The sequence below is a fragment of the Corynebacterium sp. LaCa_23 genome (assembly GCF_058182375.1).
The window spans coordinates 2297083-2320095 of sequence record NZ_CP190825.1; the positions used below are offsets into that span (position 1 = coordinate 2297083).

Annotated in this window: 17 protein-coding genes and 1 pseudogene; 10 read left to right on the plus strand and 8 right to left on the minus strand. The window is 57.5% G+C overall.

The window, feature by feature from the left end:
- The first annotated feature begins 8 nt into the window (after positions 1–8).
- From ACP8IT_RS10860 to ACP8IT_RS10870, 3 genes are all read left to right on the plus strand, one after another.
- On the plus strand, positions 9–755 hold the full coding sequence (locus tag ACP8IT_RS10860) for a class I SAM-dependent methyltransferase (RefSeq protein ID WP_490290097.1): 747 nt from the start codon (positions 9–11) through the stop codon (positions 753–755).
- Positions 756–801: 46 nt separating this feature from the next.
- Complete coding sequence (locus ACP8IT_RS10865; protein WP_490290098.1) at positions 802–1503, plus strand: CPBP family intramembrane glutamic endopeptidase; 702 nt, start codon at positions 802–804, stop codon at positions 1501–1503.
- 139 nt (positions 1504–1642) lie between these two features.
- Positions 1643–2371: a hypothetical protein gene (locus tag ACP8IT_RS10870; protein ID WP_232018304.1), complete on the plus strand. Its 729-nt coding sequence runs from the start codon at positions 1643–1645 to the stop codon at positions 2369–2371.
- 776 nt (positions 2372–3147) lie between these two features.
- Here the strand turns inward: ACP8IT_RS10870 and ACP8IT_RS10875 are convergent.
- Together ACP8IT_RS10875 and ACP8IT_RS10880 are read right to left on the minus strand one after the other, a co-directional pair.
- Positions 3148–4347, minus strand: coding sequence for an IS30 family transposase (locus ACP8IT_RS10875; RefSeq protein WP_490289838.1), 1200 nt, complete (start codon positions 4345–4347; stop codon positions 3148–3150).
- 758 nt (positions 4348–5105) lie between these two features.
- Entirely contained in the window at positions 5106–6932 is a 1827-nt protein-coding gene (locus ACP8IT_RS10880; protein WP_284636780.1) for a phosphoenolpyruvate carboxykinase (GTP), read from the minus strand.
- Positions 6933–7293: 361 nt separating this feature from the next.
- Between ACP8IT_RS10880 and trmB the strand changes: the two genes are divergently transcribed.
- The 6 genes from trmB to lipS1 all read left to right on the plus strand — a co-directional run bounded on the left by trmB (position 7294) and on the right by lipS1 (position 13822).
- Entirely contained in the window at positions 7294–8070 is a 777-nt protein-coding gene (gene trmB, locus ACP8IT_RS10885) for a tRNA (guanosine(46)-N7)-methyltransferase TrmB (protein WP_023029445.1), read from the plus strand.
- Entirely contained in the window at positions 8071–8664 is a 594-nt protein-coding gene (locus ACP8IT_RS10890; protein ID WP_005279754.1) for an NYN domain-containing protein, read from the plus strand.
- 14 nt (positions 8665–8678) lie between these two features.
- Positions 8679–10832 carry an MMPL family transporter gene (locus tag ACP8IT_RS10895; RefSeq protein WP_490290099.1) on the plus strand — a complete coding sequence of 718 codons (2154 nt, stop codon included), beginning with the start codon at positions 8679–8681 and terminating at the stop codon, positions 10830–10832.
- Positions 10833–11861, plus strand: a complete 1029-nt coding sequence (locus ACP8IT_RS10900; protein ID WP_237801546.1) for a lysylphosphatidylglycerol synthase transmembrane domain-containing protein — start codon at positions 10833–10835, stop codon at positions 11859–11861.
- Positions 11858–12196, plus strand: coding sequence for a DUF3054 domain-containing protein (locus ACP8IT_RS10905; protein WP_005279751.1), 339 nt, complete (start codon positions 11858–11860; stop codon positions 12194–12196). The genes ACP8IT_RS10900 and ACP8IT_RS10905 overlap by 4 nt, the downstream gene beginning before the upstream one ends.
- A gap of 231 nt (positions 12197–12427) precedes the next feature.
- The gene (lipS1, locus tag ACP8IT_RS10910) at positions 12428–13822 is read left to right on the plus strand and encodes a triacylglycerol lipase LipS1 (protein ID WP_490290100.1); all 1395 of its coding nucleotides are present in this window, start codon (positions 12428–12430) and stop codon (positions 13820–13822) included.
- A gap of 441 nt (positions 13823–14263) precedes the next feature.
- Here lipS1 and ACP8IT_RS10915 read toward each other — a convergent pair whose 3' ends face one another.
- The 4 genes from ACP8IT_RS10915 to ACP8IT_RS10930 all read right to left on the minus strand — a co-directional run bounded on the left by ACP8IT_RS10915 (position 14264) and on the right by ACP8IT_RS10930 (position 16144).
- Entirely contained in the window at positions 14264–14683 is a 420-nt protein-coding gene (locus ACP8IT_RS10915; protein WP_005279748.1) for a hypothetical protein, read from the minus strand.
- Positions 14684–14687: 4 nt separating this feature from the next.
- Positions 14688–15107, minus strand: coding sequence for a hypothetical protein (locus ACP8IT_RS10920; RefSeq protein WP_023018120.1), 420 nt, complete (start codon positions 15105–15107; stop codon positions 14688–14690).
- A gap of 12 nt (positions 15108–15119) precedes the next feature.
- Complete coding sequence (locus ACP8IT_RS10925) at positions 15120–15593, minus strand: hypothetical protein (RefSeq protein WP_005279744.1); 474 nt, start codon at positions 15591–15593, stop codon at positions 15120–15122.
- A gap of 293 nt (positions 15594–15886) precedes the next feature.
- Positions 15887–16144 carry a hypothetical protein gene (locus ACP8IT_RS10930; protein WP_167530832.1) on the minus strand — a complete coding sequence of 86 codons (258 nt, stop codon included), beginning with the start codon at positions 16142–16144 and terminating at the stop codon, positions 15887–15889.
- Here ACP8IT_RS10930 and ACP8IT_RS10935 point away from each other — a divergent pair.
- A pseudogene (locus tag ACP8IT_RS10935) lies at positions 16101–16289 on the plus strand (transposase); the annotation flags it as partial. The gene ACP8IT_RS10930 and the pseudogene ACP8IT_RS10935 overlap by 44 nt on opposite strands.
- 405 nt (positions 16290–16694) lie before the next feature.
- Here ACP8IT_RS10935 and ACP8IT_RS10940 read toward each other — a convergent pair.
- Together ACP8IT_RS10940 and ACP8IT_RS10945 are read right to left on the minus strand one after the other, a co-directional pair.
- Positions 16695–18251: an acyl-CoA carboxylase subunit beta gene (locus tag ACP8IT_RS10940; protein WP_490290101.1), complete on the minus strand. Its 1557-nt coding sequence runs from the start codon at positions 18249–18251 to the stop codon at positions 16695–16697.
- A complete protein-coding gene (locus ACP8IT_RS10945; RefSeq protein ID WP_490290102.1) occupies positions 18226–22983 on the minus strand; it encodes a beta-ketoacyl synthase N-terminal-like domain-containing protein in 4758 nt (1585 codons plus the stop codon). The genes ACP8IT_RS10940 and ACP8IT_RS10945 overlap by 26 nt, the downstream gene beginning before the upstream one ends.
- Positions 22984–23013: the final 30 nt, after the last annotated feature.

A 23013-nucleotide genomic window follows, 5' to 3' on the forward strand; every position in this document is an offset into this window, starting at 1 on the left:
AGTGGTTTATGAAACACACCCGCGACATGGCCACGCTCTCCCGCTCCTGGGCGCTGCTGCGCTCGTTCCGCTTCGAGCAAACCCGCCCCGATATTTTCTACGGCGGCCTAGCAGAAGATACGGCCACGCTGGTGGAGAACTTGGGCCGCGATTTGGGCGTGCCGCTTGCCGATTCCCTCGTGCTCGACGTAGGCGGCGGCCCCGGCTATTTTGCCGCCGCCTTCGCGGACCGCGGCGCGTCCTACGTTGGCCTTGAGCCCGATGCGGGGGAAATGTCCGCGGCCAATATCCACCTCAGCAATTCCGTGCGTGGCGATGGCACGCGCCTGCCCTTCGCGGACGATTCCTTCGATGTGGTCTATTCCTCTAATGTCGCCGAACACATCCCCCGCCCGTGGGATATGGGCAAAGAAATGCTGCGCGTTACCCGCCCCGGCGGCCTGTGCATCATGAGCTATACCGTCTGGCTGGGCCCCTTCGGCGGCCACGAAACCGGGTTATGGGAGCACTACATAGGCGGCGCCTTCGCCCGCGACCGCTATACCCGCCGCCACGGGCACCCGCCCAAGAATGTCTTTGGCACCTCGCTATTTAATGTCCCCTGCTCCACCGGCCTTACCTGGGCCGAGTCCACCGGCGCGCTAAAGCTCGCCTTTCCGCGCTACCACCCCAGCTGGGCGTGGTGGCTGACCAAGGTTCCTGGTCTGCGCGAATTGGCCGTGTCCAACCTGACGCTGGTTCTGCAGCCGGACTAGACCGCGCCACAACTCGCGCCGAGGTTGTCCTGTTATACTGCCCAGCATGCCGGCCGAACTACAACGTTCACAGCTATCCCCCGCCGTTCGCGCAGCTCACCTAGGGTGGGCCGCAGCCAGCGTCATCGCTACATTTGCCGGTGCGGCACTCATTGGCATCGCCTGTGGCCTCATTACAAAGAGCGGTTCCTGGGTAGCCTTTGGCATCGCCGTCGGCGGCGCCATCTTCGGCTTGGGAACGGTCTGGTACGGATTTTCCCGCCGCTTGGGCTGGTCATGGCGCGATGCCGGGTTTGTGAAAGCCGATCACTCCTTATGGCACCTGCTCTGGTGGATTCCCCTCGCCATCCTGGGTTCTGGTGCGGCCACGGGTGCCGTCAATGCATTACTAGGCAGCGAACCAGCCGGCAATAACCTTTCCGCCGGCCTAAAGATCAGCCCCGCTGCCACCATCATGGTGGTACTCAGCACCGCGCTTGTCATTCCCCTGGTTGAAGAAGTAGCCTTTCGCCGCGTCCTATTGGATTGGCTGCAAAACTCCATGCCCACCTGGGCAGCAGCGCTTATCACCATCGCTGTCTTCGCCCTGGCGCACGGCATCCCCGCAGTAATGCTTTACATCGCATTCTTTGGCAGCTTCTTGGTGCTAGCGCGCCTTTGGTTCAAGACTCTCACCGCTCCCCTATGCATTCACATTGCGAATAACACGGTCGTGGCAATCACGGCCCTGGCGGGACTATCGGGCTAAGCAGTCGCTGCGCAGCGGGAGAAAAACGCTAGTTCAGTAGCCGAGGTGGAAACTACGTCCAGAATGCTTCAATGTACCCAAAAGTACGGAAAGGTTTCTACAGTATTTTATGGACACAACTTCTGGCACCATGGAGAGAGTGAAGAGCTCTAACCGCAAGAAGATCATTGAAAATTTGGGCAAACCCCGCATTGAGCCGTATCTAGAGGCTGCAAATGGAAATGAGAAGCATGCACTTGCTCTTTATCGTTGGGGCGTTGAGATGACTGCCTCCGTTCAAGAAACACTGGGTATTACCGAGGTTTTTCTTCGTAATTCCATTGATACACAATTGCAAAAGTGGAACAGCGAACAACTTGGACAACGCAGTACCAGTTGGCTCCTCGAGGCCCCAGCAAGGCCTTTACGTAGCCTAACGCAAGGCAAGAGGTTAGAAGCTAAAAGGCGGGCTCAGAAGTCAGCAGATCGTCGCCCTGCTAGTCATTTTCGGCATGGGCAGGCGATTACACACGATGATGTGCTTGCTCACACGATGTTCGGGATGTGGAAAGATATCCTCCCTAATCATGCACCTGGCGCAGATCCGGAAAAGACCGAAAATAAAAACCGCTTCACCTTATGGGAAGGGGCAGTAAAGGACGCTTTTCCTTTCGCAGATGATTTAAGTGGCGAAAAGACTTACTGGAGAGTTGCCCACCTGCACGATCTTCGGAATCGCGTCTCACACATGGACAGTCTGTTAAACGTAGATATTTTGGACGTTACCAAGGATGCCTTTACCCTAGCAGAAAGTATTAATTCTGCATTAGCCAGTTGGTTGACCAGTACTAGCACTGTTAGTGCAGTACACAAGAAACGACCGATATAAGAAAAGGCCAACAGGCGCTTTTCGTCCTGTTGACCTTTTCAACTCATGACAAGGGAACCTGTCCTTGCCTTCTCTGATCCTTAGCATACATGATTTGCATACCTGTGACAAACCGACCATCGAAGTTGGTGAAACTCTAAACTATTCGGGGTAGTTTCGCTGAAATGCTAGCTAATTTGACCCCAGAACACTTTACTCCGCAGGGAGTACTTCAGGATCTGCAGCGAGACGACGAGTAATGGCTGCAGATTGAGAGGGCGTAGGGTATCTCGTAATTCGATATCTCGGGCTATAGCAAAAGCTATAGCTTTTGATTCTCATTCTCCTGAAGCTTTTTGTTCTTAGACTCCTGGTACCTTTTGGTTGCAAGATAAGTGCTGAAGGCGCCCATTAACGCGCATGCACCGGAGCTGATCAAAAGTCCCGTAGACGGATTAGATGTGGATATTGAGAAAATAAAAACCCCAACTCCAATAGTCAACGCAAACAAAGCTGCGATTAGTATTGATGATTCGCGCATATTTCCTCACAATCCTGGGACAGTATCTGTCTACCCGGGACTGAAGAACCCCGGATTTTGTCCCTAGACATTTGCCTTGATTCCCAATTTACCCTAGGGAACGTTTCGAGGCTTTCAAGATAAAAACTAGCATTTTCAATCCAAAATCGACCTCAGTACCGCTATTCCAGTGGTTTCATCGGGACCAGCCCTGGAAAGCAAATTCCTCTTGGGGTTTAAAAGTGGCGGATTCTAGGGGTCGTTGCAACGATGACGGTTACTTTGGTTTGATACTACCGGTTTGTGTCAGGGCGTTGGTCATGACTTCGGCTGGGGTGCGCCAGTTGAGTGCTTTGCGTGGTTTGTGGTTGTGAATGTTGGCGATCATCTCCAGGTCCTCGGCGCTGTAGATGGACAGGTCACTGTTTTTGGGAAGGTTTCTCCTGAGCCTGCCGTTGGTGTTTTCGTTGCTGCCTCTCTCCCACGGCGATCCTGGATGGCAGAAGTAGATGGGAATGTCAGTGGCCATGGTAAAGGCTTTATGGCCAGCCATTTCACTTCCTTGGTCCCAGGTAATTGATGACCAGATAGCTTTATCGATTCCAGCAACAGCCTTGTGCAGGGCTGTGAATACTTCTTTGCTGGTATGCCTTCCTGGCAGGTGGCCAAGGACAACAAATCGGCTAACGCGTTCTACTAACGTGATCACCGCTGATTGGTTATTTTTACCAAGGATGAGGTCGCCTTCCCAGTGGCCTGGCAAAATACGTTCAGTAACCTCTTCTGGCCGGTCGTCGATGAGGATCATGTCGTCAACGAAGCGTTGCTGGGCCGGTGTGGTGGTGCGTGTTTGGCGTTTCTTGCGTTTCTTTCTGCCGGTAGGCAAGTCCAGGCCGAGGTCTTTGAGTCTTCCTTTGGACTGTAGATAAAAGGCGTCATAAATCGTTTCGTGACTAATGCGCATGTCCTTATCAGTGGGGTAGTCGATGGGCAGGCGATTGGAAATCTCCTCCGGTGACCATTGTGCCCGCAATTGTGTGCATACATAGTCCCATAACCTTTTGTTGGCTAGCAGTTTCGGTATTTTCGGCCGCAGCCTACGCGCACAAGCCTTTAACTGGGCGGTCTCCGCACGGTACGGGCCTTCAGCGCTGTGGTTTCTGCGTACTTCACGCTGAATTGACGAAGCACTTCGCCCTAAACGGCGCCCGATTTCCCGCAGCGGCACATGCTCACGAAGAAGGTCGGCGATAATAACGCGTTCTTCAAAGCAAATATAGCGATCACTGATGCGTTTATACGGATCCACACCGACAGGCAAGGCAGGGGGCCGAAGCCGTCCAGATTCGATGACGTCATGGCGTTGGCGCAGCGCTTTCATGAGTCTTTTATACGTGGTGGCATCCTCGCCGACAGGTATGAACTCTTTACGTGGCCCTCCGGATTTGATGAGACCTTTTTCGAAGTCTAAAGACAATCGACGATCAATTCCTACTGCAGTCCCAGCATCACAAACAGGCAAGCTCGCCAACCGAAGGCGTAAGTATTCCACCCTTAACTGTGTTTGGCGGACTTTCCGGGCATACCTCGTTAGCCGGATATGGCACCCAGCTTCTGTAGCAACGGCATACGCAGCGGTGGGATGCATCCCACATGTTTTGGCGGCTTGGTGTACCGAAAGTCCGTCTTTAACTAGTTCTACAAGCTGTAAAGCCTGGCTACCGCGACGATCAACTCGTTTGGCTTTATGTATGACTGGCAATCCATGAGCATGACAAAAATTCAAAGCATGCGCGTAATGACAGCCAAGCTCACCAGCAGCCGAACGAACACTACGCCCACTGCCAACCAAGGCGACCAAGCCACGACGATCCGACTCAGACAACGAATGAAACGGGCCAACAACTCCAGGCACAACAACACCCTCCTAAGGGAAAGTGTTGCAACGACCCTCTGAACTCAAGAGTCGTAGTAGAATAATAAGGGCCCCAACGAGTGCCAGCTCATTGTGACCCTCGGGTCTAAACACCCACATGAAGAATCGCGCTAACGAACTTCACGGTAGCGGTCACAAAGTTGAGGACTCCGCTCATCAAGTTAAGGATTGCAGCTCCTTTGGTGGCGAGGTCTTTTCCGTTGTAACTGGGGTATCGGTTTAACCCCAACAAAGATCTAACCCCAGAGCTTTACGCTGCTGGGGTTAGCTTTATGCGGGGATTACCGCGGCTGAACGCGTTAGGAAGCGGCGTCCTCCACGCGCTTCTTCAGGGCGCGGAATTGGTTCCACACTTCCTCGGGCACGCGGGAGCCCAAGAAGTTCAGGTACTCGGCGTTGTCTTGCATATCGCCTTCCCATTCCTTCGGGTCAACGGCGAGTGCGGCGCGAACGTCGTCGACATCGAAGTCAAGGCCTTGCAAGTCGATGTCCTCGGCGCGGGCAGTGCGTCCGACCACCGTGTCCTCGGCCTCTACGTTGCCTTCAATGCGGTCGATGATCCACTTGAGGACGCGGGAGTTCTCGCCGAAGCCCGGCCACAGGAAGCGGCCATCGTCGCCGCGGCGGAACCAGTTAACCAGGAAGACCTCTGGCATGCGGTCGCCGCCCTTTTTACCCATGTCAATCCAGTGCTGCAGGTAGTCACCGGCGTTGTAGCCCATGAACGGCAGCATGGCCATCGGGTCGTGGCGCAGCGCGCCAACTTCGCCCTCTGCGGCTGCGGTCTGGCCGGAGGACAGCAGTGCACCGATCATGGTGCCGTGGTCCCAGTCGAAGGACTGGGTAACCAGCGGAACCGTGGTCTTGCGGCGGCCGCCGAAGAGGATGGCATCAATCTTGACGCCCTTCCAGTCGTCGTATTCCGGCGCGGCGGTGGGGCACTGGGAAATCGGTACGCAGTAGCGGGAGTTCGGGTGGGCGGCCTTGGTGGACGATGCTGGTGTCCAGTCCTCACCGGTCCAGGAGATGAGGTGGTCTGGTGCCTCCTCGGTCATGTCCTCCCACCAGACATCGCCGTCATCGGTAAGCGCAACGTTGGTGAACAAGGTATTGCCCGGCTTCATGGTATCCATGGCAATCGGGTTGGAATCGTAGTTGGTGCCAGGGGCAACGCCGAAGAAACCGTTTTCCGGGTTCACGGCATAAAGGCCGTCCTCGCGCAGGTGCAGCCAGGCGATGTCATCGCCCACGACCTCAGCCTTCCAGCCAGGAATGGTGGGGGTGATCATGGCCAGGTTGGTCTTACCGCACTGGGATGGGAATGCGGCGGCGACGTGGTAGTTCTTGCCCTCTGGGTTCGTCAGCTTCAGGATGAGCATGTGCTCAGCCATCCAGCCTTCTTCCTTGGCCATGACGGACGCGATGCGCAGCGCGTAGCACTTCTTAGCCAAGATAGCGTTGCCGCCGTAGCCGGAACCGTAGGACCAAATCTCCTTGGTCTCTGGGAACTGGGTGATGTACTTATTGTCGTTGCACGGCCAAGCAACGTCCTCTTCGCCTGGCTGTAGCGGGGCGCCGACGGAGTGGAGGGCGTGGACGAAATCGCCGTCCGTACCAATCTTGTCCAGCGCCTCTGCGCCCATGCGGGTCATGATGCGCATGGACAAGACCACATAAGCGGAATCGGTCAGCTGCACGCCGAGCTTGGGCTCTGGATCGCTGATCGGGCCCATGCAGAAAGGAACGACGTACATGGTCCGGCCCTTCATGGATCCACGGAAGGCCTCCGTCATTTCTTCCTTCATGGCCTTTGGCGGCGCCCAGTTATTGGTTGGGCCCGCGTCTTCTTCCTTCGAGGTGCAGATGAAGGTGCGGGATTCCACGCGGGCAACGTCCGCAGGGTTGGACCGCGCCAAGTAGGAATTCGGGCGCTTTTCCTCATTGAGCTTGATGAGGGTGCCTTTTTCTACTAGCTCCGCGGCGAGGCGGTCAGCCTCTTCCTGCGAGCCATCCACAAAAGCCACCTCGTCCGGCTGGAAAAGCTCAACGCTTTCATTAATCCAGTCGATCAGTTTTTGATTGTCTGTAGGCAGCTCTCCAACGAGGCCCTGAATGGTGGCGGTCATTAAAAATTCTCCTCTGGATAGGATGTGAAAATCGGGGCACATCACGGCCCAACTTTGCCTTCCGCCTCCAGATTAACCGGCAGAGCCAAAATATTGTTCACATTAAGTGTCATTTTTCCCACTCCGGTTATATCCACCGCCGTGAGCGGACGTTTACCAAGCGCACCACGAACAATTGTGATATTAGGCGTGATATCCTCCACACCATTTCGGGGGTAGACAAGTTGCCCGTTCGCCCGTTCCGCGCCACAAGACACCACCCCCGTCAAAGCCTCCGGTTATCCCCCTCCCCCATACGGCGGGGAAAATACCCGGCGCGGCATATTGCTTGCCATGCCTGGACAGGGAAAAATAGGGCGCGATGAATAGCACGGATAATTCTCAAAACACCCCTGCCGGAGAAATGCCGCCGGGTCGCCCGCCGCAAACGGACTTCAATGCGGTCTTTAATAATGACCTGGACTACCCGCGCCTGGGCAATGTCACCTTCCGCCGCGGCACGCTCACAGATAACCAGCACCAGCTTTTTGAGCAGCGCTGGCCCGAGCTGGGCCGCGTCTTAAGCGATGAGCTTATCGATGTCGATGAGTGGTTCGGCCGCACCGGTGCCAAGACCATCGTGGAAATCGGCTCCGGCACCGGCACCTCCACCGCGGCCATGGCGCCGCTGGAGCAGGACACCAATATCATCGCGGTGGAGCTCTATAAGCCTGGCTTGGCCAAGCTCATGGGGCAGGTGGAGCGCGAGGGCATCGATAATATCCGCATGATCCGTGGCGATGGCGTGGAGGTCATGGTGCGCATGATCGCCCCCGAATCCCTGGACGGCATCCGCGTCTTTTTCCCGGACCCCTGGCCCAAGGCGCGCCACCACAAACGCCGCATCATCCAATCCGGCACGCTCAATCTCTTTGCCTCCCGGCTGAAGAAGGGCGGCGTCCTGCACGTTGCTACCGACCACGCCGGCTATGCCGAATGGATAGATGAGCTCGTGCACGTCGAGCCCAGCCTGGAGTACAAGGGCTGGCCGTGGCCGGATTGCCCGCAATTGGTGGACCGCCAGATCATCACCAAGTTTGAGGGCAAGGGCCTAGATAAAGAACACGTCATTACTGAATACCTGTGGGAGAAGAAGTAAATGAGCACCTATCTACTGGTGTGGGACGCACCCAATATGGATATGGGGCTCGGCTCCCTGCTCGGCGGGCGCCCCACCGCGGCACACCGCCCGCGTTTTGATGCCATCGGCCGGTGGCTGGTTTACCGCGCGGTGGACGTCGATGCGGATCCGCAGGCCGCGGTCTTTACCAATGTCTCCCCCGGCGGTGCCGATGTGATTCGCCCATGGGTAGAGGCCATCCGCAATGTGGGCTTTGGAGTCTTTGCCAAGCCGAAGATCCACGAAGATGATGACGTGGATCCGGATATGATCGACCACATTGAAAAACTGCGCGATGATCTCGCCGGCGTCGTGGTGGCCTCTGCCGATGGCCAGAACTTTCAGCCCTTGTTAGAAGAGCTCATTGATGAGGGCCTTCCCGTTACCGTCCTGGGTTTCCACGAACACGCCTCCTGGGCCGTGGGCCACCCCGAGATCGACTTTGTTGACTTAGAAGATATTGACGGCGTCTTCCGCGAGCCGCTGCCGCGCGTCAACCTGGATAACCTGCCTGAAGGTGGTGCATGGCTCCAGCCATTCCGCCCGCTGGCTGCGCTACTGAATAATAGCTAGGAGGCTTACCCCACATGTTTGAAAAATGGGGACGATTTTCCTACGCACACCGCAAGGTCATTCCCATCGTCATCCTCGGTGCCATCCTTGCCCTCTTCGTAGGCTTTGGAACCCAGCTCGAGGAACGCATGAGCCAGGAGGGCTGGGAGGACCCGAATGCGGCATCGACAAGCGCGGCGCAAATCGAACAAGAAACGTTCGGCCGCGATAATTCCGGCGACGTGATTTTGCTCTTTAGCTCGCCCGATGAGAATTTCGATGCCGCCAAGGAGCACTTGGCGCAGCTCAAAGAGGACTACCCAGATCAGATTGACTCTGTCACCAGCTATTTCGATAGTAAGAACCCCAACCTGGTCAACGATGATCACTCGCTGGCCTTTGCCGCTATTGGGCTCAAGGGCGATGATGAACAAACCCTGAAGGATTTCCGCGCCATCGAGGGCGCGCTGACGGATACCTCCGCGCCGGTCAAGGTTGCCGGCGCTACGGCCGTGGCGGACGCCCTCGATGAAGGCATGGCAGAAGATATTGCGCGCGCGGAAAAGGCCGCGCTCCCGCTCGTTGGCCTGCTGCTTCTGGTGGTCTTTGGTTCCGTAGTAGCGGCGTTCATGCCGCTTATCGTCGGTGGCCTATCCATCCTGGGTTCGCTGGGCATTTTGGCCATCCTGGCCGGTTTCCTGCAGGTCAACGTCTTTGCCCAGGCAGTGGTCACGCTGCTGGGGCTGGGCCTGGCCATCGATTACGGCCTATTTATGGTCTCCCGCTTCCGCGAGGAACTGGACAAGGGAAGCTCCACCAAGGATGCCGTGGCCACCACCACCGCCACCGCCGGGCAGACCGTCGTCTTTTCCGCGGCGATGGTCGCCGTCGCGCTCTCCGGGCTCTTCCTCTTCCCCCAGGCCTTCTTGAAGTCCGTTGCCTATGGCTCGATTTCCGCCGTCGGCCTGGCGGCCCTGCTGTCCGTCACCGTCTTGCCGGCCCTGTTTGGCATGCTCGGGCCCAAGATCGATCTGTGGTCGGTGCGCCGCACCTCCCGCACGGCCCGCACCATTCAGGACACCTGGTGGTACAAGCTGCCGCGCTGGGCCATGCGCCGCGCCAAAGGCCTGACCCTGGCCATCTGCGGCCTCCTCATCGCGCTCGCACTGCCGATCATGAGCATCACCTTCGGCGGCATCAACGAGACCTACCTGCCGCCCAACCACGACACCCGCGTGGCGCAGGATACCTTCAACGACGAGTTCCCCGCCTTCCGCACCGAGCCGGTCAAGCTCGTGGTGGAAAATGCCACCAACGAGCAGCTTGTCGATGTCGTCATGCAAGTCCGCGGCCTCGACGGCCTTACCGAGCCCATGGGGCCATCGACCGCCACCATGGACGGAACCACGGTCCTTTCGGCCGGCATTAAGGACCGCGAAGACTACGCACGGATCGTCCACGAGCTCGAGGATGTTAAAGCGCCCGAGGGCGTCAACCTGTATGTCGGCGGCACGCCAGCCATGGAGGTGGAATCGCTCGATGCACTCTTCCACAAGCTGCCGTGGATGGCGCTGTACGTCGTCCTCGCCACCTTCATCCTCATGGCATTAGTCTTTGGCTCTTTCGTGCTGCCAATTAAGGCCATTGTCATGACGCTTCTGACCCTGGGTGCCACCCTGGGCATCCTGACGCTCATGTTCGTCATCGGCGTGGGCTCTGGCGCGCTGAACTTCTCGCCCGGCCCGCTCATGAGCCCCATTCTGGTGCTCATCATCGCCATCATCTATGGCCTGTCCACCGACTACGAGGTCTTTTTGGTCTCCCGCATGGTGGAGGCCCGGCGGCGCGGCGATTCCACGGACGAGGCCATCGCCGCAGGCACCGCGCATACCGGCGGCATCATCACGGCGGCAGCCCTGATTATGATCGTGGTGGCGGGCGCCTTCGGCTTCTCCGATATCGTGATGATGAAATACATCGCGTACGGCATGATTTTTGCGCTGCTTATCGATGCCACAATTGTCCGCATGCTCCTCGTCCCCGCCGTCATGCACCTGCTGCGCGAGGATAACTGGTGGGCACCTAGCTGGCTGCACCACATGACCACTAGGCTTTCTGGTGGTACCACCCGCCGTGGGAAGACCATTCCCTTCAGTGAGTTAAAGCGGCGCCTTGAAGGAGATAAATAATTGAAAAATTGGCTGCAAGTTATCGCCTCGCTCATAGTGCTGGCCATCCTCATCTACGTCTTCCGCGATGAGCTGGACTTTTTGAGCGAAGGCTTCTCACGGCTCTCCCACGCCGAACCGGGGCCGGTAACCCTCGTGGTCGTTGCCTCTATTATTTCCGTCGTGGCGATGGGCGAGGTCATGCGCCTGCTCATCCGCGCCGGTGGGGTGGAGGTTGAGGCCACGGAAACCGCCGCCCTTACCTTTGCATCCAATTCCTGGTCCACCACCATGCCCGCCGGCCCCGCCTTTTCTGCCATTTTGACCTTCCACGTGCAGCGCACCTGGGGCGCCTCGGTGGTCCTGTGCGGTTGGTTCTTCGTGCTGTCATCGGCCATTTCCACCTTGTGGTTGGTGCTTATTGGGCTTGGCGGCGTGCTCTTCCTTAACGCCGATATGGCCTTGTGGTCCCTCATCGGCACGTTGGCGGTAATGCTGGCGCTCTCCGGCGGGCTCTTCTGGCTAAGCAACAACCCCGAAACGCTGGAGCGCTGGGTAAAAAAGCAGCGGCTGCTCAAAGGCTCGAAGCGCGAAGCCCTGCTCGAGCACGTGGAAAGCCTCAAGGAAGTGCACCTCACCCGCCGGCAATTCGCCTGGGCATCGTTCTACTCCTTGGCCAACCGGTTAATCGACATGGTCGCGCTCTGGGGCTGCGTATGGGCCGTAACCGGCCAGATGCCCACGACCGATTCGGCCGATAACACCACCACCATCGCCGGCGTCGCGCTGGCTTATCTCACTGCCAAGCTGGCCGGCTCCGCTCAAGTCACCCCGGCGGGTCTCGGCACAGTGGAAGCAGCGATAATCGCCACGCTCGTGGCCACGGGCATGACCGCAGTCGATGCCACCAGCACGGCGATCATCTACCGCCTTATCTCTTTTGCCTTCATCACCGCTATTGGCTGGGTCATTTATTTCTGGCACTATGCCCGCAAGGGCATTACCTACGCCGCGCTATCCCGTAAAGAAAAAGAAAAGGAAACCGTATGACTTCCACGCGTATTGCTCCACTCATTGACATCATCGCCTTGATGATTTTTGCCATCGCCGCTCGCCTCGCTCACGGCGGTTTGAGCTTTTCCGGCTGGGTCGATGCCTTCTGGCCCTGGGCGGTAGGCGCGCTCATCGGCTGGGCCATCATCCTCGCCACAAAGGTCCAGGGCAAGTGGAAAGAGGGCGTCGTAGTCTGGCTATCCGCCATCATCGGCGGAATGGCCCTGTGGATCATGGTCAATGGCCGCCTGCCGCATTGGAGCTTCCTCATCGTGGCGACCGTGATGTCCGCCCTGTTCTTCTTTGGCTGGCGGCTATTTGCCCGCAAGTAGCAGATCGTAAAAAGCGACTTACCCTAGAACGCGCATCAGTCAAATCAATTCAGCAAATTTTTGACTTCAAGCCGTCAAACCTACCCCTTATGGGGGTAATCAGCTCGAAATAGCAGTTAACACTAATAGTCCGGGAAAAGCTTTTAGTGAATAATTGCCCGTATCCGAGTACAGAACTTCAGAATCGGATACCGCTCAATTATCCCCACAAGAAGTTGAAAGGTTCCCGTAGTGAAAGCTGCAACACGTAATTATCTAGCGCTTGTGGCCTCAGGGGTTCTCATGACTGCCGCTTCCCCTGTCGCCGGCGCTATCGATTCCGCCGAATCGGCTCCACCAGTTGAAGAGCATTCAGAGCTTTCAGAATCCTCTTTTATTGACGAGGCACTTAAAAGCTCAGGACCCGCTGAAGATTCACAAGAGGCGGCATCAATGGCCGAAGAAGCCTCCAAACTCCCTCCCCTTTCATCAGGGCTCTTGGGTCCAGGTGACCATATCGGAGATCAATACACCGCTTTCTACCACGATCCAGTAGAACTCGACTCCTCGGAGCCTGGACAGCTCTTCCGATCAGAATCTGTGCGCAACCCCAAAAATCCACTTGGCATCAGCAACGTCGGCCCTTATAAGGCAGACCGCATACTCTATTCTTCCACCAACCGCTCTGGAGAAAAGATCCAAGTAAGCGGAATGGTCATTGAGCCTAAAACCGAGTGGGGCGGAGAAGGCCCACGCCCTGTCGTGGCATTTGCACCGGGTACTCAAGGATTAGCGGACCGTTGTGCCGCCTCCCGTAAACTTGCAGACGGGGTTGGAGACTACGAGCAGTTCTATTTCCATCAGTACCTGAAGAAGGGCTATGCCGTAGTACTCACCGACTATGAAGGGCTTGGCACCCCTGGTATGCACACGTACATGGATCGCGCATCCCAAGGCCATACAGTCCTCGACAGTATTCGAGCTGCGCAGCAACTAGAAGGCTGGGACATTAACGAAACCAACCCAGTATTTATCAATGGCTACTCCCAAGGCGGTGGAGCTGCTGCCGCTGCTGCCGAGCTATATGACGACTATGCTCCGGAGCTCAACATCAAGCTTGCGACTATCGGTGCTGCGCCAACAGACCTTACGCTGTTGCCTTCTACCCTCGACGGCTCCTTGTATTTCCTCTTCGAGTCGTATGCCCTTCTAGGGCTAAGCAACTCCTATGGCGAGGATCTGTACTCGCATCTCAATGACCGGGGCGCAAGAAAGCTACAGGATGCGACGAATACTTGTACCATGGGGCTCCTTAAGACCGCCGGCACTACCGTTGAGCGGATCAGCAACGATGGCAGAACCGTGCAAGACTTCATTGACAGTGAGCCTTTCAAATCGATGCTGGCAGAGCAGCATATTGGCTACGCTGCTCCCGCGATTCCAGTCGTCATTACGCATGGCCGCGGTGATGACGTGATTCCGTACTCTACTGCTGAACAGCTCGTAAATGAATGGACTGAGCGCGGCGCCGATGTCACTTTCATCCCAAATAACGCCCACACTCACCCGACCGGCACTATTCCGCACATCATCGAATCAGTAAAAGCTATTGACGCTGCGCTACAGCACGAGGAGGGAAGCCAGTAAATACTGCTCCCTTACGCCATGAAAAGGCTCCGATGGGGTTGCCCGTTAAGTGAAAAAGCTTTCCTTTCCGATCTCGTGGGGTAACCATGAAATAGTTGAACTCGGTCTTTCTTCTCTAGCATGAAACTAGGCGCACTAGCGGCCATAGGTCGCGATCAGGGGCGTGAACACCTGTGAGCAGATAGCAGGGCGCTTTTGTCCGGCAATGCGCCGGCGCATTCGCGTATCAGTATGAGCAACAGAACGCGCTCAAAACGTTAGGGCGTGCACATGCAAACGAGCACTAGGACGTGGCAATCACACGGGGCAAGGAGGTCGCGGGCGCGACTTCCGCGGCAGCACCAAACCTATAACTACTCGTAGTGGATTAATCGTCGCATCCTGTTTTCAAAAACTCATCGCACTTGTTTGCTCACACCGAGAGTTTCATTGGCTAGCGACCTACTGTGGATGCTCTTCGCTATAGCGCAGCAAGGTTTCCGCAACAATCTGGGCTCCAAGTAAAGCTTCGTCACGCAGCTGTGCTTCGGAGTACTCAACGCCTTTGATGATTCGATGCTCAGCGTGGATAACACTCGCAGTCTGCTGGTCTGCACGGAAAACAACCGGCCACAGCGCACGATTATTAAAGTCGCTGATCCAATTAAGATCCGCTGCTTCGGACTGACGAGCCTGGATCATCCCACCAATACCAATGTTCGTGTCCTGATCAACGATGTAGACAGGAACCCCATTGACCTGAGTCAGCAATCCACCAGTCGACAGCTGCGAGCAGCTAAGCCCCTGAGTAGAAAGTGCCTCCCCAATAGATTCGACGGATGCTTCACGCAATGCTGGCTGCTTCTTTCCAAACAATCCCATGGTCTTACTCCGCCCCTTCAAAAAGTTCTTCGATCGTTCCCAGCGCATCGAACCCAACCTGCAGGCTAGCGTCGATTAGCGCATCCAGCTGAAATTGGGACACGCCTTGGGTGAAGTTGAAGTGATTGCGGAATACAATCGTCCGGCGTCCCTCGATGAGGTTAGGAACCACTTTGCCGAAAGCCAGGTTGTCATTCGTCGCATTAATAGCGTTCATTGCCACCAGCTTCTTATCCGACGGGATTGCTCCAAAAGACTCAATGCGAACAGTGAAATACTCACCCTCGGGAACGAAGATGGCAACACCTTGCGGAAATTGGGAGCCCCACTCGCCGTTTTCCTCTCCCGCAGAAATCTGCAACGTATTCAGAGACTTGACGAGCATGGGAGTAGAGAAAGTGGTGATGTCTTTATATGAACTCATTTTGCTCCTACTTTACAAGAGGTTCTCTAAAGGGAGATCCTTATTGATCCAGATTCTTTCCTTAGCACGCTCATTTAAGTCCTCATAGTAGCTTAAGAAATCTCCGATGGACTGCGCTTTTGCATCTGTAGCTTCTTTTGCTCCAGCCCATACAATTTTGTCCGGTTCGGAAAAATCTGCTTTAAGGATCGGATAGTCGCCGGCTAATGTATCGAAAACAATCGAATCAGCGATTTCGTCGTATAAATAAGGTGACCATGTATAGCGTTGGTAGCCTGCCTCATATCCTACGATTGCCGTCTGTTTTAGGGCTTTAACACGGAGGATAAGGGCGATCTCGAAATGAGAAGGACATTGCACTATGAATAATGGAGCTATATCTGTCTTGTTTTTATAGCTGTTTTCTTCAGCTATCCATTTGTTTAGTGCCACCGACAGCTTTATTGCTAATCGGCCAATATCGATTTGTTCGATATCTATCCACATAGATCTTCCATTCCGCACTTCAGAATTTGGGCCTGACCCCGGAAAGTAAACGCATTGTTCTCTTAGACGGCCACACCATCGCGTGTGAACTGTTCCCAGTACGTAGCATGGTCGTAGATTACAATTGTGCCAGCCCGACCGGGCCAGGTATCAGGTAGCCACCAAACAGAGTTCATCTCCGAGGGCAGGAGAGCCCGGAATCCACGCCAAACAACGCAGAAATAAACGATGCCAAAGCGTTACGCCAGGTTGACGACAAGGCTTAGCGTCCGGCAGACGATTTTACTCGCCGGTTATTCCTGATGCCTGTTTTTGATGCGATTGACCAGTACTGCTCCAACTATGGTGAGCAGTATGAGGATGAGAAACCCGAGGATCGACTTGTTTGCGATGCCGACATAACCTGAAATTGCCAGCCCAAATAGTGCAACGACAATCGCATTAGGAGATATTTTATGCCTGTTCATTAGGCCTCCTTCACACTTGATCGTTAAATGGGCCTGACCACCGACAAAACGACTGAATCCGGAAATCCGGCGGCGTACCGACATTGTAGGGCTCTTCCTTAGCCGCAGGTCTGTGATCCGCGCGGTCGGCTCTATTCTAGCCGAACAACATGATGATTGGATCCAGCAAAAGCGCTACATGTCTGTCCTCGATTCAGAAAGAACAGATACACCACTTCTACGGACTTGACCATCCCCGCCACAAACAGAGTATCGAGGATGATTTTTACTCATCCTTTCATCGTGATCCGAACCGGCTAGCACAGCAGGAAGTTGTGTACGGTATTTCCCAGTCAAAGACCGGTTATCACCGTAGAAGAGTGAAAAGGGCTAGTACCACTAGCCCAGACCCACTAACGAGCCAACCTCAACCACGCATCCTGCCGTCTAGCCTCGGAGCCTTAAATCTGTGCGAACGTTCTCAGCTTAGAACGGCAGCTTGAATGGCACGCCTGCTGCGATCTGGTTGTAGGCCCAGTAAATGTAGCCGATGATTTCACCAATCAGGTCGAATGCGCTGGACAAAGCAAACAAGGTTTTCTCCTTCAACTGTCACGAAACTCTTATTTAGGTATCGCAACGCCATAGCACCGCGTTACATCGGTGCAATATTGTGCTTTTTGGGCAGGTCATGCGCAGATTTCGTGGCCAATTGCCGCAGCGCCTGGCGCAGCGCAATGCGCGATTGATTCGGTTGAATCATGGCATCGAGGTAGCCGCGTTCCGCTGCCACGTAAGGTGCCGTCATGGTCTCATCGTAGAAGTCCATGAACATCTTCTTGGTCATCTCGCGCTGCTCAGGGGTCTCGGCGGCCTCGAGCTGCTTGCCTGCAATCATCACGACTGCCGCGGCCGCACCCATGACCGCGATCTGCGCGGTAGGCCACGCCAAGTTAATATCGCCACTCAGGTTCTTCGACCCCATGACGGCATAGGCACCGCCATACGCCTTGCGCACGATGAGCGAGACCTTCGGCACGGTCGCTTCCACGACGGCGAAGGCGAATTTCGCACCGCGGTGAATCAGACCCACCTTCTCCTGCTCCACGCCCGGCAGGTAGCCCGGCGTATCGACGACGAAGACGAGCGGGACATTGTAGGCATCGCAGATACGGATGAAGCGCGCGCCCTTATCGGCGGCATCGGCATCGATGCAGCCGGCCAAGTGCATGGGGTTATTGGCCACAAAGCCGACCGTTTTGCCGTCGATGCGGCCAAAGGCGGTGATCATATTCGGCGCGAAGTTTTCTTGGATTTCAATGAGCTCATCGTCATCGCCAAGCTGGGTGAGCAATTCCATCATGTCGTAGCCGGCGTTGGTGTCATCCGGCATGAAGGAATTCAGATCCTCGTCCTCGGTGATTTCGGCATCAGAAGGCGCGGGAAAGATCGGCGACTCATCAAAGCAGGTCAGCGGCAGGTGATCCAAAATATCGCGCACCATGTCAAAGGCGTCTTCCTCAGAATCCACCACGGCGGAGACGTTGCCGTTGAGCTCCTGCTGGCGGGCGCCGCCCAACTCAGCGGAGGTGACGTCTTCACCGGTAACCTCACGGATGACATTGGGGCCGGTGACATACATTTCCGCTTCCTCATCCACGGCGATGACAAAGTCAGTGGTCACCGGCGCGTAGACCGCGCCGCCGGCGGATTTACCCATCATGATGGAAATCTGCGGGCTGCGGCCAGATAGCGGCAGCTGGCGGCGGGCGATTTCGGAGTACATGGCTAGCGAAGTCACCGCGTCTTGAATGCGGGCGCCGCCGGAATCTTGGATACCGATGACCGGGCAGCCAATCTTGATGGCCATATCCATGATCTCAGTGACCTTCTTACCAAAAGTCACACCCACGGAACCGCCGTAGACCGTCTTATCGTGGGCATAGATGCACACGGGCCGGCCGGATACGCGGCCATAGCCTGTGACCACGCCATCGGAATAGATGGCCTCCGGGTCACCCGGGGTCTTGCCCAAGGAGCCGGTTTCGACGAAGGAACCTTCATCCAAGAGCTCGTTGATGCGCTGGCGAGGGGTGGTACGGCCTGCCTCGTCGCGGCGTGTGCGGGAACGCTCGCTGCCTGGATCTTGCGCCTCTTCTAGGCGCTTGCGCAGGTCAGCGAGCTTCTCAGCGGTTGTTTGCTTGGCCGCCACGTATCTTCTCCTCGATCCAATCGTTCATATGCTTGCCCACGGTGCCAATGGCTGGCTCGTCCGGCACTGCCAAGTGATCGCCGGGCAGCTGCACAATATCTAGATCCTTAACGATAACGCCCCAGCCGCCATCCGGATCAACCTCAGCGTAGCGCGGCTCCAGCTCGATCGCACCGTCATGCATCCGCTCGGAGCGGAAAAGCAGCACGGGAACACTGACATCGGCCCAGCGGTGGAAATCGATCTTGGCCAGAATCTGGTTATCCACGAAGGACGCCCGCTGGTGCTCCAAGACGCCGGCGGAAAGGCCGTGTTCGGAGGCATCCGTCGTGGCCAAGAATTCCGCCAGCATGGTCATCAAGGCATCCTCGCCCATGGTTTCCAGCATCTCGTACGGCGGCTCGAAGTCCAGGCCATAGGTCTTCTTGGCAAAGGCGGCGTAGCGCTCCCACCGGGCGCGGGTTTCTTCCGGCGTATCCGGTGCCGGGTGGGAAGGCTGCGTGGTATCGAGCAAAGCGATGAACGCGACCTCGGCGCTCTCCTCCCCGCGCTTGCTGCGCTCCGCCAGCTGGTAGGCCACCTCATAGGCCAAGGCGCCGCCAAAGGACCAGCCGCCCAGGACGACCTTGCGGCCGCGCGCATAGCGAACGATGTCCTCGATATAGGCGGCGGCTCGCTCTTCTAAGGAGCCTTCAATCCTTTCCACGCCGTAGACGGCGACATCCGCTGGCAACCGACGGGTCAGCGGCTGGTAAACCACCGTGGTTCCACCGGCCGGGTGGAACATGAATACGGCTGGGCCATCGGCCTCGCGCAGGACGCGAATATTGCCTTCCACCTCGGTCTCAAGGCCCTCACGGACCAGGTCAGCCAAGGTTTCCAGCGCCTCAGCGTCGAGGACCTGCTGCGCGGTGACATCGATGTGGGCACGATCGCGCAAGCGCTGGGCAATCTGTGCGGCCACTTCTGCAGAGATTTCCGGAAGCGGCGAGGTCACGCCCGCCGGGGCCTTGCCGGTAATGCTTGCCCACGTGCCAAAGACCATGCGCTCAGAGGCATCGCGCGGGGCGACGCCCACGCCCTGCTCCGAGTCTTGGGTGGTCTCGTCTGCTGCGGACGCGGACTCGGTAGCCGGAGCAGCATCGGCACTGTTCTCACTATTATCTATGCGGCCGCCGGCAACGGCCTCCTCGACCATGGTGATGACGTCTGCCAAGGAGGCATCGCGAAGCGCCTGCACCTGCAGCGGTGGAATCTGGAAGTCATTTTCCACGCGGTTTTTAATGCGCATGCCCATCAGGGAATCGAGGCCCAAGTCAATCAGCGGCAGCTCGCGCGGCAGATCCGAGACGTCATAGCCCATGGATTCGGACACGATAAGCGCCAGGCGGTCCTCGACGGTCTCTTGCCGCGGATCCCAACGCACCGCGTCTACACCCGCGTCATCGGCAGTCGGCTCCGGGGCGGCGCTGCCCTCTGGCACCGCCGCGACCCCAGGGATCGCACCCGCGCCCAAGTCCAGGCCGGAGGCAAAACCTTCCGCCAAGAGCTCAGTCCGGGTCTCCTGCACGCTGTAGACGGCGATGGACATGCCGCCGATGGACGTGGTGACCACGGTGGTAATTTCCCCGTACGGCGGGAGATCGCGGTGTTCCTCCGCGGCCACGATGTGTGCCCCAGGCTGCACCGCTTCTGCGGCGGCCTCCACGATGGCCAGCGTGGACGGGGCCTGATCCGCGTTGGTGGAAAAAGCCACCTTGCCCTCCGGCAGGTTCACGCGAGTACCGGGCAGACCGGAGACCCCAGCCGAGGGCCGCGCATTGGTCCAGAAGCGCTGGCGGTTGAACTGGGTATACGGCGCTTCTGCCTGCGCGCCCGAGCCCACTACGGCGGCAAAATTCACCGGGGTTCCGGTTACGTAGAGCTTGCTCAATAGATCCAACAAGGACTCGGTGGGATCCACCTTGCGCTTTAGGCTATACAGCAATTGCGCATCGGCCTTGCCCACGGCAAACGCGGTAGACATAAGCCCCATGAGCGCCACCGGGTTCGGCGAAATCTCCACCAGCTGGGTGTGGCCTGCGGCAAAGGCCTGTTCCGTAGCGTCCTGCAGATACACAGGGTACCGGGTCATGCGCAGCCAGTAATCCTCATCGTGGACGGTGGCGCCGGGGCGGTAGACCTCGCCCTTATCCACGGAGGAAAAGAGCGTTGTGTGCAGCGGGTGGGCCTCCATGCCGGCGATGGCCGCTTCGAGCTCGCCCAAAATCGGATCGACGGCGGAGGTATGCCCCGCCGCCTTCACGTTGAGCGCGCGGGCGAATTTTCCTTCCCCATCGAGTTTTTCCACCAGGTCCAGTACCGCCTGGCGCGGCCCACCCACGGTGGTCATGCCGGGGCCGGTATAGACGGCTGGTTCGATGGATACATCGAGGGCGGCGATGTCCTCGGCGGACAGCTCGACCACGGCCATGGCGCCTTGGTCAGCCTCGCTTAGCGATGCCTCTCCCTCACCCATCAAGCGCGCGCGGTGGCAGGCAATGATCATCGCATCCTGCGCGGAAATGCCACCCGCGGCATAGGCCGCGGCGATCTCGCCCATGGACATGCCCATAACGCCCGCTGGGCGCACGCCGAAGGAGGCCAATAGGTCCGTCAGTGCAATCTGGATGGCGGTGATGGCAACCTGCGCCGTTTCCGTGTCATAAGTTTGGGAGTCGTCTTCAACGATATCCAGGATGGACCAGCCCGACTCGAAATCAACGACCTCGTCGAGTTCTTTCAGCCGCGCGCTAAACAGCGGCGAGAGAGCCATCATGTCCTTTGCCATCTTGCGGTGTTGGGAACCAAAGCCGGAGTACACGAAGACCGGCCCCTGCACCTGCGGGGAATCCGCCGCGGCGATGCCGACAGACACCTTGCCCTCGGCCACCTGGCGCAGGCGCTTAATGGCCTCTTCAATGGAGCTGGCCATGACGACGGCGCGCGAGCGCGCGTGGTTGCGGCGCGCGACCGTGCGCGCTACATCGGCCAAGTCTGGCTGTTCTGCCTCTAAGAAATCCGCGAGCAGCCCCGCCGCACGCGCGCGGCGGGAGGGCAAGAGGCCGGAGACCGGCAGCGCCACCGTGTCGGTGGATAGCTGCGGCTCGCTGGTACGCGGGGTGCCCTGGTAATCCGTCAAGACGACGTGGGCATTCGTGCCGCCAAAGCCAAAGCCCGATACGCCGGCCACCTTTTTCCCGGAGTATTCCGGCCACTCGCGCGGGTCTTCAACGACCTCGAGGCGCTCGGCCACGAAATCGATATAGCGGTTCGGGCCAGCGTAATTGATATTCGCGGGGATAATATCGTGCCGCATGGCCTCGATGACCTTGATAAGGCCCACGACGCCCGCTGCGGATTCGGAGTGGCCAATATTGGTCTTGGCAGAGCCCAAGAGCACGGGCGATTCGATGCCGCGCCCAGCGCCCAGCACGCGACCGAGCGCGCTGGCCTCGATGGGATCGCCCAAGATGGTGCCCGTACCGTGGGCCTCCACATAATCTACGTCCTCGGGCGCCACGCCCGCATCCGCGTAGGCGCGGCGCAGCACGTCTTCTTGCGCTTCTGGATTGGGTGCGGTCAGGCCATTCGAGTGGCCATCAGAATTGACGGCAGAGCCCTTGAGGACGGCTAGGATTTCATCACCATCGGCCTCCGCGTCCTCTAGGCGCTTGAGCACCAGCACGCCGGCGGCATCGGCACGCACGATGCCATCGGCGTCATCGGAAAAAGCATGAATGGCGCCGGTAGGAGAGGTGACACCCAATTCCGAAAAGGCGGTGGAGGCGTGCGGAGCGGCCAAGATATTCACGCCACCTGCCAGCGCTACATCGGCGGCGCCGGTGCGCAGATCCTTGATGGCATGGTCGACCGCAACCAAGGAAGACGAGCAGGCCGTGTCCACATTGATGGATGGACCGCGGAAATCCAGGGCATAGGAAATGCGGTTGGCGACGACTGCCGAGGAATTACCCGTAAGCGCATAAGGGTGCATCTCCGTGGGATCGGCGGTAATCAGCATGCCGTAATCATTATTGGTCGAGCCCATGTACACGCCCGTGTGCGTGCCGCGCAGCTCATTGGCAGGAAGGCCAGCGTTCTCCAGCGCGTGCCATACCAACTCGAGCAGGATGCGCTGCTGCGGATCCATGTTCGCGGCCTCCAACGGCGATAGGCCGAAGAACTCCGCATCAAAGGATGCAACATCATCGATATAACCGCCATCGGTATTTTGCTGCGCGATCTTCTCGCTCATTACCGGATCCGCGCTGTACTCAGACCACCGCCCCACCGGCAGCGGCCCCGTGCCCGCGCGCGATTCCGCGAGCATGGTCCAAAATTCCGGCACGTCTTTGGCGCCTGGGAAACGGCCGGACAAGCCGATAACCGCAATATCAGTACCCTGCGCAGCGCGAGTCGAGTGCTGCACGCGCGGGGCATCGTCGCGCCGCCCCGCGGGCTCAGTGAGCAGGCGATTGGCTAGGAGCTCAATCGTGGGGTACTCATACGCCACCGTGGCATCGAGCCGCGTGCCTAAGAGATTTTCTAATTCACCCGATAGCACTACGGCATCTCGTGAGGAAAGACCATAATTTTCCAGTGGGGTGGAATCTAAAATCTCTGTGGCGGCAACGCCCGTGGCCTGGGATACCCAGTCACGCAGCCATGCACGAAGTTGCTCGATGGTCATAAACCGTCTTTCCTAGTGGGGTTAATAGAA

What these genes read in the sequence shown, in the direction of transcription:
- ACP8IT_RS10860 (WP_490290097.1), top strand. Translation starts at nt 9, where the DNA reads ATGAAACACACCCGCGACATGGCCACGCTCTCCCGCTCCTGGGCGCTG.
- ACP8IT_RS10865 (WP_490290098.1), top strand. Translation starts at nt 802, where the DNA reads ATGCCGGCCGAACTACAACGTTCACAGCTATCCCCCGCCGTTCGCGCA.
- ACP8IT_RS10880 (WP_284636780.1), bottom strand. Translation starts at nt 6,932, where the DNA reads ATGACCGCCACCATTCAGGGCCTCGTTGGAGAGCTGCCTACAGACAAT.
- trmB (WP_023029445.1), top strand. Translation starts at nt 7,294, where the DNA reads ATGAATAGCACGGATAATTCTCAAAACACCCCTGCCGGAGAAATGCCG.
- ACP8IT_RS10890 (WP_005279754.1), top strand. Translation starts at nt 8,071, where the DNA reads ATGAGCACCTATCTACTGGTGTGGGACGCACCCAATATGGATATGGGG.
- ACP8IT_RS10895 (WP_490290099.1), top strand. Translation starts at nt 8,679, where the DNA reads ATGTTTGAAAAATGGGGACGATTTTCCTACGCACACCGCAAGGTCATT.
- ACP8IT_RS10905 (WP_005279751.1), top strand. Translation starts at nt 11,858, where the DNA reads ATGACTTCCACGCGTATTGCTCCACTCATTGACATCATCGCCTTGATG.
- ACP8IT_RS10915 (WP_005279748.1), bottom strand. Translation starts at nt 14,683, where the DNA reads ATGGGATTGTTTGGAAAGAAGCAGCCAGCATTGCGTGAAGCATCCGTC.
- ACP8IT_RS10920 (WP_023018120.1), bottom strand. Translation starts at nt 15,107, where the DNA reads ATGAGTTCATATAAAGACATCACCACTTTCTCTACTCCCATGCTCGTC.
- ACP8IT_RS10925 (WP_005279744.1), bottom strand. Translation starts at nt 15,593, where the DNA reads ATGTGGATAGATATCGAACAAATCGATATTGGCCGATTAGCAATAAAG.
- ACP8IT_RS10930 (WP_167530832.1), bottom strand. Translation starts at nt 16,144, where the DNA reads ATGTCGGTACGCCGCCGGATTTCCGGATTCAGTCGTTTTGTCGGTGGT.
- ACP8IT_RS10945 (WP_490290102.1), bottom strand. Translation starts at nt 22,983, where the DNA reads ATGACCATCGAGCAACTTCGTGCATGGCTGCGTGACTGGGTATCCCAG.